At 65.3% G+C, this 12,483-nt stretch carries 15 protein-coding genes; 7 read left to right on the top strand and 8 right to left on the bottom strand.

The annotated features are described in order from the left end of the window. Positions 1-14: 14 nt before the first annotated feature. Complete coding sequence (locus AKJ09_RS01165) at positions 15-917, top strand: CHAD domain-containing protein (RefSeq protein WP_146645295.1); 903 nt, start codon at positions 15-17, stop codon at positions 915-917. Positions 918-988: 71 nt separating this feature from the next. On the opposite strand, the gene AKJ09_RS01160 is transcribed toward AKJ09_RS01165, so the two are convergent. From AKJ09_RS01160 to sigJ, 4 genes are all read right to left on the bottom strand, one after another. Next, positions 989-1,810 (bottom strand): SDR family oxidoreductase, encoded by an 822-nt coding sequence (locus AKJ09_RS01160; RefSeq protein ID WP_146645293.1) that lies wholly within the window; start codon positions 1,808-1,810, stop codon positions 989-991. 138 nt (positions 1,811-1,948) lie between these two features. Beyond that, complete coding sequence (locus AKJ09_RS01155; RefSeq protein WP_146645291.1) at positions 1,949-2,260, bottom strand: hypothetical protein; 312 nt, start codon at positions 2,258-2,260, stop codon at positions 1,949-1,951. A 129-nt stretch (positions 2,261-2,389) separates the two neighbouring features. Continuing rightward, entirely contained in the window at positions 2,390-3,496 is a 1,107-nt protein-coding gene (locus tag AKJ09_RS01150) for an alkene reductase (protein WP_146645289.1), read from the bottom strand. A 132-nt stretch (positions 3,497-3,628) separates the two neighbouring features. Then, complete coding sequence (sigJ, locus tag AKJ09_RS01145; RefSeq protein WP_146645287.1) at positions 3,629-4,516, bottom strand: RNA polymerase sigma factor SigJ; 888 nt, start codon at positions 4,514-4,516, stop codon at positions 3,629-3,631. Positions 4,517-4,828: 312 nt separating this feature from the next. On the opposite strand from sigJ, the gene AKJ09_RS01140 reads away from it, so the two are divergent. Next, positions 4,829-5,437, top strand: coding sequence for a hypothetical protein (locus AKJ09_RS01140; protein ID WP_146645284.1), 609 nt, complete (start codon positions 4,829-4,831; stop codon positions 5,435-5,437). A 9-nt stretch (positions 5,438-5,446) separates the two neighbouring features. Here the strand turns inward: AKJ09_RS01140 and AKJ09_RS01135 are convergent, their stop codons facing one another. Together AKJ09_RS01135 and AKJ09_RS01130 are read right to left on the bottom strand one after the other, a co-directional pair. Continuing rightward, positions 5,447-5,947 carry a hypothetical protein gene (locus AKJ09_RS01135; protein WP_146645282.1) on the bottom strand — a complete coding sequence of 167 codons (501 nt, stop codon included), beginning with the start codon at positions 5,945-5,947 and terminating at the stop codon, positions 5,447-5,449. A gap of 135 nt (positions 5,948-6,082) precedes the next feature. Beyond that, positions 6,083-6,973 (bottom strand): hypothetical protein, encoded by an 891-nt coding sequence (locus AKJ09_RS01130; RefSeq protein ID WP_146645275.1) that lies wholly within the window; start codon positions 6,971-6,973, stop codon positions 6,083-6,085. Between the two features lie 421 nt (positions 6,974-7,394). Between AKJ09_RS01130 and AKJ09_RS01125 the strand changes: the two genes are divergently transcribed. From AKJ09_RS01125 to AKJ09_RS01115, 3 genes are all read left to right on the top strand, one after another. Continuing rightward, positions 7,395-7,820, top strand: a complete 426-nt coding sequence (locus tag AKJ09_RS01125; RefSeq protein ID WP_146645273.1) for a fibronectin type III domain-containing protein — start codon at positions 7,395-7,397, stop codon at positions 7,818-7,820. Further along, positions 7,817-9,223 (top strand): multicopper oxidase family protein, encoded by a 1,407-nt coding sequence (locus AKJ09_RS01120; protein WP_146645271.1) that lies wholly within the window; start codon positions 7,817-7,819, stop codon positions 9,221-9,223. The genes AKJ09_RS01125 and AKJ09_RS01120 overlap by 4 nt, the downstream gene beginning before the upstream one ends. 151 nt (positions 9,224-9,374) lie before the next feature. Next, a complete protein-coding gene (locus tag AKJ09_RS01115) occupies positions 9,375-9,836 on the top strand; it encodes a hypothetical protein (protein ID WP_146645269.1) in 462 nt (153 codons plus the stop codon). Positions 9,837-9,840: 4 nt separating this feature from the next. Here AKJ09_RS01115 and AKJ09_RS01110 read toward each other — a convergent pair whose 3' ends face one another. Beyond that, positions 9,841-10,446 carry a TetR/AcrR family transcriptional regulator gene (locus AKJ09_RS01110; RefSeq protein WP_146645267.1) on the bottom strand — a complete coding sequence of 202 codons (606 nt, stop codon included), beginning with the start codon at positions 10,444-10,446 and terminating at the stop codon, positions 9,841-9,843. Between the two features lie 128 nt (positions 10,447-10,574). On the opposite strand from AKJ09_RS01110, the gene AKJ09_RS01105 reads away from it, so the two are divergent. Continuing rightward, positions 10,575-11,183 (top strand): glutathione S-transferase family protein, encoded by a 609-nt coding sequence (locus tag AKJ09_RS01105; RefSeq protein WP_146655408.1) that lies wholly within the window; start codon positions 10,575-10,577, stop codon positions 11,181-11,183. Positions 11,184-11,291: 108 nt separating this feature from the next. Here AKJ09_RS01105 and AKJ09_RS01100 read toward each other — a convergent pair whose 3' ends face one another. Beyond that, positions 11,292-11,942, bottom strand: a complete 651-nt coding sequence (locus AKJ09_RS01100) for a glutathione S-transferase family protein (protein WP_146645265.1) — start codon at positions 11,940-11,942, stop codon at positions 11,292-11,294. Between the two features lie 116 nt (positions 11,943-12,058). On the opposite strand from AKJ09_RS01100, the gene AKJ09_RS01095 reads away from it, so the two are divergent. Further along, a complete protein-coding gene (locus tag AKJ09_RS01095; protein ID WP_169927154.1) occupies positions 12,059-12,391 on the top strand; it encodes a hypothetical protein in 333 nt (110 codons plus the stop codon). Positions 12,392-12,483 lie beyond the last annotated feature (92 nt).

Here is a 12,483-nt window from a genome sequence, read left to right as displayed (position 1 = left end):
GCACGTGAGAGGCCATGCGGTCGCAAGATCCCATCGGCCCAGCCTTCGCGACGGCGATCGAGGAAAACCTCGCGAAGTTGAAGAAGCGCCTGAAATTGGCGAAGCGCGGCGACCCCGCCGGGATTCACGACGCGCGAACGACCATCCGTCGGTTGCGAACGGCCCTCACCGTCATGGCCGAGGCGAACCTCGATCGGACGGAGATGCTGGCCTCGGAGGACGAGCTTCACGAGATCGAGCGCATCCTTTCGAAACCTCGCGCCGCTGACGTTCTGCTCGGGATGGTTCGCAAGCAGCAGAGGAGGACCAGGGAACCCCTGAGCGAGCTGGCCGAGAAACTCGAAGGGCGGAGTCGTCGTGCGCGGAAGAAGGCGAGACGCGGCCTCCGCGGTGTCAAACGCGTCATCGCACGACTGCACGAGAGGTCGGCGAACCTTGCCGACGCGTTCGTCGAAGAGCGGTCGCCCAAGAACCCCACGAAGGCGGTGCCGCTTCGCATCTCGCAGATGACGCATAGCGCGCTTTTTCGGCGTTACGAGGCCGTGCTCGCCTACGAGGGCCTGACTCGCTCGCGCGACCCCGATGTCCTTCATCATATCCGCACCGAATGCCGCCGCCTTCGCTACGCGATCGAGCTCTTCGGGCGATCTCTTCCGAACGCGAAGATCATCGTCGACGACCTGCGTGCCATTCAAGATCGCGTCGGCAAGATGCACGATCATCACGTAGCGGCCGGACTCGTCGGAAAGTGGGTCGACGTCGGAAAGCTCGACGATTCACCGCCTTTCGTGCATTTCGTCGATCACGAGAAGGCGAAGGTCGAAGCGCTACGCCGGAGGGCGCCGCCGAGGATCGAAGCCGTCTTGGCGCCGCGCTTCCGGCAGCGCCTCGAGGCGGTCCTCGATCATCGCCTCTGACTCGTCGTTCGCGGCGAGGATCCGTTGGTCACACGCTGACCACCGCGCGTGACGTGCTCGCTGTCGAGGCGTCACGCGCCGCTTTTGGGACCCACGATGGCGCGCATCGTCGCGAGATAGTCCTCGCCCCGTGATGCCTGGCGCATCGCGGCGAGATCTTCGGCGTCGGCGCCGGCCGGGTAGCGAAGGCGGGGGCTCTCGTCGGTGGCCGCGAGCATGACGGCTCTTGCCACGTCGAGTTCGGAGCTCGTTTTGCCGGCGGCGTGGCCGCGCAAGAGCTGATCGGCGTAGGGGCCATAGGCTTCGGGGACGAGCCCGCTCATGCGCTCCGAGCCATTGGCGGTGAAGCGGGTGGTGGGCGCGTATCCCGGCTGGACGATCTTCGTGCGCACCCCGAACGCCGCGAGCTCGTAAGACAGCGCCTCGGTGAAGCCCTCGATGGCCAGCTTGCTTGCGGTATAGACGCTGACGAGGGGCATTGGGACGATGCCCACGCTCGAGGTCACGTTCACGAGCGTTCCGGCGCGCCGCTCGCGAAAGTACGGAACGATGGCCTGAGCGACGGCCATCACGCCGAAGGTGTTGGTCTCGAAGACTTCGCGGATGGTCCGATCGGGCGTGGCTTCGAAGGCACCGAAGAGGCCGATTCCGGCGTTGTTCACGAGGACGTCGATCCCGCCGAACGCGGCGAGCGCGTTTCGGATGGCCTCGTCGATCGAATCTCGATCCGTGACGTCGAGCCGCTGCAGGGAGAGCCGCTCGGACGTCGGGAGGCTCGGCGCCTTTTGCGGTGCGCGCATCGTCGCCACCACGTTCCACCCTTGCTCGAGGAAGTGCGCCGCCGTGGCAAGGCCATAACCAGAAGAGCAACCAGTGACGAGAACGGTCTTCATGAGAAGGACCGTACGTTCGCTCGCTGAGACTATCTATAACGGATGGTCCATGATTCATACGCGATCGTCTTGTTTCGCGGCCGAGCGCGACCGCACGCGCGTCGCACGGGACAGACGCGCGCGTCCGTGCGTCATCGGTCAGGGCGTCATCCCGTCGGGCGGTGATTCCCGAGCGGTGCTTGCTTCGCCTTCGTTCGGCTCGCTCGTCGCGCCAGCGTCCGAACCGTTCGCCTCCTCGTCGGGGATCTCTTCTACCCAGACGCGCGGCCTCTGCATCATGTGCTTCCGATCTTCGTCGTGGAGTCGAAAGCGATCCATCTGCGCGATGCGAGCCGCGGCCCCGGGAGAGATTTCGATGGGAGGAGTCACCTCCCTCGGAGCCGCGCAGCCTGCGAGGGCCGTCCCGAGAGCGAGCACCATCCACGCGGCGTGATGGCGGCGAGAGCCCATACCGCATCGGACACGGCGCAGGCTCGATGCTTGGGTACGCGACCTCGCCGGCGTCATCGCCTCGATTCTACCATCGCATGCGTGCCAGAGCGCGCGCGGGCGCTTGGCTCAGCCGTGACCGCAGAACGATCACGCAAGCGCTGGATAGTCCGTGTAGCCCTGCTCGCCGCCGCCGTAGAACGTGGCCCGATCAGGAGGGCTCAGCGGGGCACCCGACGCGAATCGGGCGGGGAGGTCGGGATTCGAGACGAAGAGCGCACCGAAGGAGACGAGATCGCCTTCGCCACGCGCGAGCGCTCCTTCCGCCGATGCGGCGTCGTAGCCACCGTTCAGAACGAGGCGTCCGCGGAAGTGCTCGCGGATGATCGGGGTGACGCGCGGCACATCCGCCTTGGACACGAGAGCGCTGTCGGCGATGGGCTCGATCACGTGGAGATAGCCGAGGTCGAAATCGCTCAAGGCCTCGGCAACGACACGGAACGTTCGCTCGGGATTCGAGTCGGAGACGCCGATGAACGGCACCGTGGGCGAGATGCGCACGCCGATCCGATCGATGGGACACTCCTTGCGCACGGCCGAAATCACCTCCAGGAGGATGCGCACGCGATTCTCCGCGGAGCCTCCGTACGAATCGGTGCGGACGTTCGCGCTGTCGCGCAGGAATTGATCGATCAGGTATCCGCTGCCGCCGTGGATCTCCACGCCATCGAAGCCCGCGGCTCGCGCCCGTCGTGCCGCGTCGGCGAACTGCTGTACGATCGCGGGGATCTCGCTCGTCTCGAGCGCTCTCGGCATGTCGAACGGAACAGGCCCCGTATCGGTGTACGTCTCGCCGGGAGCAGCGATGGCCGACGGAGCAACGGGAGCTGCGCCAGCGGGCTGGAAGGCACGAGCGGAGACGCGTCCGGCGTGCCAGAGCTGCGCGAAGATGGTTCCACCACCCTCATGCACCGCGCTGACTACACGCCGCCAGGCGCGCTCTTGCTCGTCGGTGTGGATGCCGGGCGTTCCGATGTAGCCGATCGCTTGCTGGGAGATTTGCAGGGCTTCACTGACGATGAGACCCGCAGTTCGTCGTTGGAGATAGTAGCGCGTGTGCATGTCGCCAGGCATGCGTGCCGCGCCCGCCCGACTGCGGGTCATCGGTGCCATCATCATGCGATTGGCGAGCTCGAGTGATCCGAGCGTGCAGGGCGACAGGAGGTGACGCAACGTCGGATTCGACGATGGGGACATCGTGGGATTCCTCGAATGGCAAGTTGGGATTGTTGGTGAAGCGAGATGGCTGGCTCGCAGCAGGCAGTACGCGGCCTTCGCGCGGTCGCTTCGAAGCGGCGCACGTTCGGAACGAGATCGAAAGATTGGATATCAGGCTTTGAAGGCGGACAAGTCGAGGCGCGCGAGTCGTTCGGGATCGGCGAGCGTGTCGATCTCCGAGATCTTGCCGTCGTTCACCGTGAAGCCCATGACCGAGATGGGGCCGTCCTTGCCGAGGACGACGGCACCTGCCGTGCCGTTCACGAGCGCCGGACGAACGGTCGTTGCCATCTTCACGAACGTGAAGGCGCGTTGCGCGATCGCATCCGCGCCTTGCAGAACGATCGAGACCTCGCGTCGCGCATGTCCCCCGTCGGCGCGCAAGACGACGTCAGGGTCGAGAACGGCGATCAACGCTTCCAGGTTGCCGCCTTTCGCTGCCGCGAAGAAGGCATCGACAATCGCTCGATGACGCTCGCCGCTCGGTTCCGTCGCATGCGATGGTGCCCCGCGAACGCGACGCCGAGCACGGCTCGCGAGCTGCCGTGCCGCGGCCGGCGAGCGACCGAGCATGGGGGCAATCTCGTCGAAGGTCAGGTCGAACATGTCGTGGAGGACGAAAGCGAGTCGCTCCGACGGAGGCAGCGCGTCGAGCACGACCTGGAGGGCGAGGCCCACGGAGTCGGCGAGCAGTGCCTCCTGTTCGGGGTCGGCTTCGCCGTCGAGCCCGACGATCGGATCGGGCACATGGCAGTCGAGGGGCTCTTCTCGCCGTGTGCGGCGCGACTCGAGCACGTTCAGGCACACGCGTGCGATGACGGTGGTGAGCCACGCGCGGATGTTCTCCACACCATCGGCGTCGGAGCGACTGAGCCGTAGCCACGTGTTCTGCACCGCCTCGTCGGCTTCGGCGGTCGAGCCGAGCATGCGGAAGGCGACGCCTCGCAAGTGAGAGCGATGTTCCTCGAAGCGTGCGGCGAGCCAGTCTTGTTCGTTCATGGTCCGGTCCGGGAGCGCGTACCGAGCGTAGGACGATGTAGCCCTGCCGAGGCCCAACCGTCTCAACGCCGTGCAGCGTCGTACCGATGACCGGTGAGCGGCCGCCAGTGTGACACGTCCCGTGAAGATTTCTTCGATGGGCGACCTGGAGAACAGCGCGGAGTCGATCGCCAAGCCGCAATCCTCGCTAGCACGACCGTGAGAGCTCGGCGTATCCTCCCGCCCGTCGCGCCCGCGCTGGTCCAGGCGCAGCCGCCAAAGTGCTTGCGCTGCGGTTGAGCTCCAGGAGACGATCGGTCCGAGGTGTTCGAGATGCGTACGCCCTTCGTTGCCGTGCTGGCTTCGTTCGCTCTGCTCCTTCCCATCGCGATGGCGTGCTCGTCGTCCGATGCCTCGTCGACCACCGAGCAGAGCGGCGACGGGGGCGGAACGCAGGATCCGGACACCACCGACGAGGAGGACTCTTCCACGTCGGGCGATGCCGCCGGGACAGGGAAAGATGCAGGGCGCGACGTCTCGCAGTCCGATGCGAACGCCAATGACGCCGGCGCTGACGCCGATGCCGACGCGCAGGAGCCCGATCCGGCATGCGCCGATCGTGCAACCTACAACGAGTGTACGGTCTGCTGCTCCGAGCACCACGCCCAGGGTTACGACACGCTCGACCAAACCGCGCGCAACTGTGCCTGCAACGGTGTCGGCGCTCCGGGAGGAACGGCGCCGTGCGCGACGGCCTGTGCCAAGGCAACGTGTGCAGCAACGCCCGTCGAGCCCACGCCCGGCGACGCCTGCGATCTCTGCTTCCGCGCCGCCATTCGCTCGGGAGGCGCATGCTCCACGAAGATCAACACGACGTGCAAGGCCACCCCGGACTGCACCGCCTTCCTCACGTGCGGTCAGACGTACTGCACGGGCAAATGAGGGGAATGCTCATCGGAGCACCACGTATTGGAGGTGCCCCCGGCCTTGCTGCTCGATGGCGAGCTCCGGCGCTGCGAGTCGCGACGGATCGTTCGCCGTCTTGAGGTCGACGACGAAGTCACGCTCCGCCTGCAGGAGGCGCTCGTCGAAGGTGTGGCGCGTCCATCCTCGGCGCACGAACGCATCGCGTACGGCAGCGATGGGGACGAGGCCGGCGTGCCTTCCGCGCCGATCGAGCTCCGCGAGAATCGTCAGCAGTGCGTTGTCGAACGCGGCTTCGTCGATGGTCGCAGCGAGGACGGGCGAGGCTTCGCGCGTCGCACGCGTTTCCATGATGCGCCTCAGCGCATCGACCTTTTCGGTCAACAGGGTGAGCTGCGCCGAGAGATTCGCGAGTGTGGGGCCGCGCGGCGTTCGCGGTGCGCTCTTTCGAGGCGTCGTTCGTTTGGTGGAGGTGGTCTTCTTGGTGGAACCGCGCACGCCGGCCCCCGCGGCACGTCGAGTTGCCATGATCGCCGAAGCGTAACATTGGCAACGTCGACGACTGCCGCGTTCACGTGGCGCGAGTGCATTCGCTGCGAGCCATCCGCGGCTCCACGTCACGTCACGTGCGCAAGCGTGCCAGCGGATCGCGCTGACCTCCGATCACTTGTGGTCGCGACCGTGGCCTTTGCCTTTGCCTTTGCGCTTGCCGTGGCCCTGGTCGTCGTCGCCGTCATCGTCGTCGTGCTTGTCGCCGATATTCACCTTGAGCACGACTCCATTCGGAGTGATGACGGCTCCGTCCTTGCCGCGCAGCTCGACGGGCTTGCCGCCGTGGCCCCATCCGAGTCCGTGCTTCTTCACCTTCCAGCGAGGACCGCCGAGCACGACGAGCTTCGTGCCCGGCTTCCAGCCGACGAGGGCAACGCGCGTCTCGCTGCCCTGATGGACGACGACAGTGATGCGCGAAGGATCGGTCTTCGCCTTCCATTTGCCGGTCAGATACTGCCCATCCGACGACGGAACGAGGACGATGACCTCTGGCGAGTCGGCGTCGACGCCGAGCGTGATCTTCCGAGAGCCCGCCGGTGTGACCTTCCCTTGCGCGTCGAGCACGTACACGCGAACTTCGTCGGATTCGTCGTCGGCGACGATCTCGATGCGGTCGTTGCCGACGACCTGCACGATGCCGCCGTTCGGCCCGGGCGCATCGCTGCCCGCGTCGGTGCTCGCCTTCGCATTCGATACCAGTGCCGAGGTACCGCCGACGGGAACCTGGAGCACGCCGGTGAGGGGTCCGCTCTTGCCGGTGATCTCGTACTTCAACTCGGTGATGTCGGCCTTCGGCGCCGGTCCCGTGGCGACGAGCGCCTTCGTGCCGTCGTCGTATGCGAGCTTCGCCGACGCAGGCTCGCCCGAATCGGTTTTCCACGTGACCGTGCCCTGCGCATCCTTGGAAATGGGCTTGCCGTCCTTGTCCTCGACCTCGGCGACGATCTTTCCGTCGGCCCCCACGCGCCACGCGATCATGCCGTTCGCGAGGACTTCGACCATCGATTCAGAACTCGGAGCGCTCGCCGAGTCGCTCCCTTTGGAGCAGCCAGAGGCGGCGATCGAAGCAGCGAAAACAAAACAGGCAATGGACGCGCGATACGAGCGAGCGAGCATGCAAACCCTCCAAAGAGGTCGAGCATGCCCGACGGCATCGCGTCGTCGGAAGTCGTTTCGCGTTCGCCACGCCAGTTGCGTGGGCTCGTCTTGGACATTGCCTCACAGCCGCGCCCGACCGAGCAGCTTCTGGCATGGTCGAAGAAGCGACCAATGGTGGATCATCGCCTGCCGTCGTGACGGTCGAGAAGGCTCATCCGTTGTCGGTCACTTCGAAAAATCGACCGCGCTCCTGTCACACGCCTGACGCGAGCTGCCTAAGAGGGCCGGAGGCCTAAAAATGTTGCGTCGTTTTGGACTGGTTTTCGTGGCCAGTGCTCTCGTGGCAGCGTGTTCGTCGGATTCGAAGCCAACCGATCCGATACCCGCGTCGGACGCAGGAAACACCGAGCAGACAGGCAACGAAGCCGATGCGGGCGCCGAGGAGGACGCCGAATCGGACGCCGGTAAGGCGCTCGCTGCGCCGACCATCACCATGGTGATGAAGATGGCCGGCGGCCTCCACGTCACGTGGACGAACAACGAGCGTGACTGCGACGCGATCGAGGGCGAGCGCAAAACCAAGGGCACCCCTGGAACGGATTGGGCGGTCGTCTTCACCGTTCCGGATGGAACCGTCGACAACAAGCACGATGCGCCGCTCCAAGCGGGAACGACCTATACGTATCGCCTGCGTTGCAAGAAGGGCGCGGACTACTCGCCGTACTCCAACGAGATGTCGGGCACGCCGTGAGGCAGCACTTCTCGCCGGGGGCCTACATGCTGGCGGCCCTCGTGATGGCGTGCGGCTCTTCGAGCTCCGAGCCCACGAGCTCCGCGCCCCCGCCCGACCCGCTCGCGCTCACGCCGGTGGTCGACGAGAACCCAGACCCGCGGATCGTCGAGTTTCGACTCGAGGCGCGCGAGGCCGAGAAGCAATTCGGATCCATCCCCGTCACTCGCGTCTGGACCTACAACGGCACGATACCGGGCCCGCTCGTCGACGCGAACGTGGGCGATCGCCTGATTGTCCACTTCAAGAACAGTCTGCCGGAGCCGACCACGGTGCACTGGCACGGCATTCGGCTTCCGGCCGCCATGGACGGCACGCTGGCGATGCAGAGTCCGATTCCGCCAGGAGGCGAGTTCCGTTACGAGTTCGTGCTGAAAGACGCCGGGCTCTTCTGGTTCCATCCTCACGTTCGAACGGACGTCCAGATCGAAAAGGGACTTGCCGGTGTGATTCGCGTCCGCGGCACGGACGAGCCGGTGGTCGACGACGAGCGCATCATCGTGCTCGACGACGTGCGCCTCAAGGACGACGGCTCCTTTCCCACCTATCTCGACGACACGTCGAAAATGATGGGGCGCGAGGGCAATACCCTCCTTGTCAACGGCGTGGCCAACGCGACGATCCCCGTGCGCGCCGGCGCTACCACGCGCTGGCGCATTCTCAACGTGGCCAATGGCAGGTTCTTCAATCTGACGATTCCGGGCGTCCCCTTGTGGGTCATCGGAACCGACGGTGGCTTTTACGGAGAGCCGCGTGACGTCGACCACGTTCTCGTCGCTCCCGCGGAGCGCTACGACGTGGTCTTCCAAGTTCCGGCCAACGCAGGAGGCGAGCTCGAGCTGAGGAACGATCCGTACGAGCGCGGTCACGAATCGGGACTTCGCCCACCGATGACCGTGGCCAAGGTCCAGATCGACACCGCCGCGCCCGTCACCAACGCGGCGCCGCTGCCTCGTCCCGTCCAGCACATCACGCGCCTGCCGGACGGCCCGGTCGATACGCCGATCGTCCTGAACGAAGCGACGAGTCCGAGCGGCGAGATCCTCTTCACCATCAACGACGCGGTGTACCCGAACGTTCCGCCCATCATGGTCGACAACGGTGCCATTCGCGTGCTCGAGGTGAAGAACGCGAGCGAGATGGATCATCCGTTCCACCTGCACGGCTTCTTTTTCCAAATCCTGGCGAAGGACGGCGTGCCAACCTCCGCAGGAGACCTCGTCGACAAGGACACCGTCGTGGTCCCCATGATGAGCACGCTCAAACTCGTCGCACGCTTCGACGAGCCTGGCATGTGGATGTACCACTGCCACATCAATGAGCACTCCGAAGGCGGCATGATGGGCGAAATCCACGTCGAGTGAGGAGGCCGCTCGCCGCGATTGGCAAGGCGAGCGACCGGGTGAAGTGGATTCCACTCTCCGACGTGGCGTACCTATCGATGCCGCGCCGTGTAGACGCGAACCTCGGTTGCCGTCGAACCGCTTAGGATGAATGGCGACTACGGAGGATCGAATGGCGACTCGTGCGCGATGGACTGGAACGTTGTTGCTCGTGATGGGACTCGGCGGAGCCGTCTCCGGAGCCGGGAAGACCGCCTTCGCCGATGCTCCTGCCGCATTCGGTCCTGTCGAAGGGGGCTCGTTCCATTTCGTTCCGGGCGCGAAGATCGAGAGGCCGACGGCGGCAGGCTGCAACAACAACGCGGACATCTTCCTGATCCGTGGGCCGAACGTCGCGAACGCAAAGCACGTCGACGTTTCTCCGAAGACGTACATCTGGGAGAAGCAGGCGTTCCCGACCACGGACTGCGTGGCGCCGAATTGCCTCCAGATGTTCGTGCGCGTCACCAACAAGGATGCGCCAGGGCCGCGAACGGTGACGTTGAAGCACGCGGATGGCCGGACCATCACGACGACGTTCGACGTCACCGAGAACGCCGGCCGTTGCGACTACCCCCAGAACAAGAACAAGTAAGCCGTCAGGCACGTTTCGCCCGAGGGCGTCTCTCGAGCAGGGCGAGGACCTGACGCTTCGCCGAAGCGCGTAGTGTCTTTCGGAGCTTCTCGTCGCTCGTCGTGCGCGCGAGGAGCATCCCTCCGACGCAGAGGGAAAGAATGGCCTCTGCGCGCTGCTCCGCGTCCGGCTCTCCTTCGAGAGCCGACGCGAAGATGTGTGTCGTGCCCCGGATGATCTCCGTATAGGCGAGTTGCGGCGTCGGTCCTGCACGGAGTACGTCGGACGGCAGCGCGTAGAGCGGGCAGTGCTTGTCGGGATCGTCGAGCACTTCGTCGCTCAGGTAGAGGTCCACCAGCATGCGCGCGAGCCGCTCCGGCTCCGGGACTGGCCGCTTCGACGCGGCGAGCTTGATCGCGAGTGGATTGCAGGTGCGGAAGCTGGCGACCGCTTCGGCGTAGAGCTCGTCTTTGCTCGCGAAGTGGTTGTAGAAGCCGCCGCGCGTGAGCTTCGCGTCCGCCATGATCTGGTCGATCGACACCTGCTCGAAACCGAAGCGGTTGAACATGCGCCGTGCGGCCTCGACGATGCGTGCTCGCGTGCGGGCCTTGTGTTCGACGCTGTAGGGCATGGCGCTCCTTCCGAGTTTCGAGGGTCGGCGTGACGTGACTCGGGCGATCCTAGGTACGCCCAATTTATGTCCTTGAACATAAATAGCGTTACGTCACTTTGCGCGGCATGCAGAACGAAGCTCGAACCATCAAGGTCTACTGGATCCAGGCGCAGGCGCCGCGCCGCGTGCTCGCGCTCGTGAAGCACCTCGGGATCGAGGCGGAGTTCGTCCACCTCGACCTCGCGGAGCTCAAGAAGCCCGATTACGCGCGACTCAACCCGAACATGAAGGCGCCGACGATTGTCGACGGTGACACGGTGCTCTGGGAGTCGAACGCCATCATGGCGCATCTGTGCGTCAAGACAGGCTCGAAGATGTGGCCTGCCGACAATCCGGAGGAGCAAATCCAGGTCATGCGGTGGCTGGCCTGGAACGACTGCCATTGGGCTCGTGCGGTGGGCGACTTCTACTTCGAGCACATCGTCAAGGTGGGCTTCGGCGCCGCTCCGGACCGCGAGCTCTTGAAGACGAAGGTCGACGACGCGCGGCGGTTCGGCAAGGTCCTCGACGATCACCTCGCGGGTCGTGATTACGTGGCTTGCCGTCGCTTGACGATTGCCGACTTCGCGCTCGCGAGCATGGCGACGGACTGGCGAGAGGCCGAAATGCCGTTTGCCGAGTTTCCCAATGTCGTTCGCTGGCTCGATGGCCTCATGCGCATCCCCGCCTGGGCCGATCCCTGGCCGAGCCGCTGACGCACGCGGGGCGGCAAGGTCCCGCCGAGTAAGCGCGCTCGAACCGGTCAAGCAGTTCGAGCGCGGCTCCGGGGCTACGTACGGAAGAGGTCTCGCGACCTCCCACCCTCAGCCGGGAAACATCGCGAAGTAGGGCTTGGCCTCTTCGAGGGCGCGCGCGAACGACGGGCGCTCTTGGAGGCGCGCGGAGTAGGCGGCGAGGTGCTTTCGACGATCGCCGAAAGGCTGGACCTTCTGGGCATAGAACAGGGCAGGCGCCGCCGCGCAGTCGGCCATCGTGAAGGCCTCGCCGATGGCCCACGGTCCTTGGCGCGACCAGTCGTCCGCGATGCCGTACGCCGTCTCGAGCCGCGCTCGGGCCTCCTCTACGCCGTGCGGATCGTTCTTGCCGGCGGGACGCAGCTTGTCGGTGACGATCTTCGTGACGGCGTCGCTGACGTAGAAGTCGAAGAATCGATCGCGCACGCGGCACTCACGGGCCGCGTCGGCATCGAGGGGAATCAGCTGACCCCGGCGCCCGAAGTGCTGGTCGATGTACTCGAGCACGATGCTCGACTCGGGCACCGTGATGCCGCGCGTCTCGTCGCGCAGAACCGGAAACTTCGCGAGCGGCCAGACCTTCTGGAAGGCTGCCCGCTCCTCTGCATTCATGAGGTCTACGAGGTGCTTGGTGAAGGGAACATCGAGCTCATAAAGCCCAACCAGGGCCTTCATGCAGTACGACGAGAGCGGGTGATAGTGCAGGGTGAGTCCGTTCATGTCCTAGAAACGTAGGGGGAAGGCGAAAAGATACGGGGGGTGCGCCTTTTTCCTCATCCTGGTTGACGCCCGGCGGAGGGCGGGGTGGCCTCAGGCGGATGGGAGCTTCCGAACCGGTGACCACGGATACGGTCGTGTCGATCGTGGGCGTGCGCGCAGACGTCGTCTCGCCGAGCAACAAAGAACAGCTCGTTCAGCGCTTGCCGCACCCTTTCATCGCTCAGATGGTCGACGGCGACGTGCTTTGGCCCGTGCGTGACGTGGCCAAGGGCAAAATTCACCTGTGTGCCGTCCGAATGAGCAGGGCGGAAGGCGAGCCCGCGCTCGGCCTCATGCACCGCGACAAGGGTGAGGAGCACCAGGGCCCCGTCACCATCGTCGGCGGTAGCATCGTCCTGCAGTCGGGCGCGCGCCGCTACGACTTGCTGACGTGCCGGCTCGCCAAATGAGGCGGGAGCTTCAGATCTGACGTCACCTCCGTCTTGGACTCGGGCGGCGGTCAGCGCGGCGACCACGCGCGTGGGGCGGTGAGGGAAATCGA

Origin of the sequence: Labilithrix luteola (assembly GCF_001263205.1) — a bacterium.
GTDB lineage: Bacteria > Myxococcota_A > Polyangia > Polyangiales > Polyangiaceae > Labilithrix > Labilithrix luteola.
Note: the sequence above shows the minus strand (reverse complement) of the source record. Positions and strands in the feature narration are given on the sequence as shown.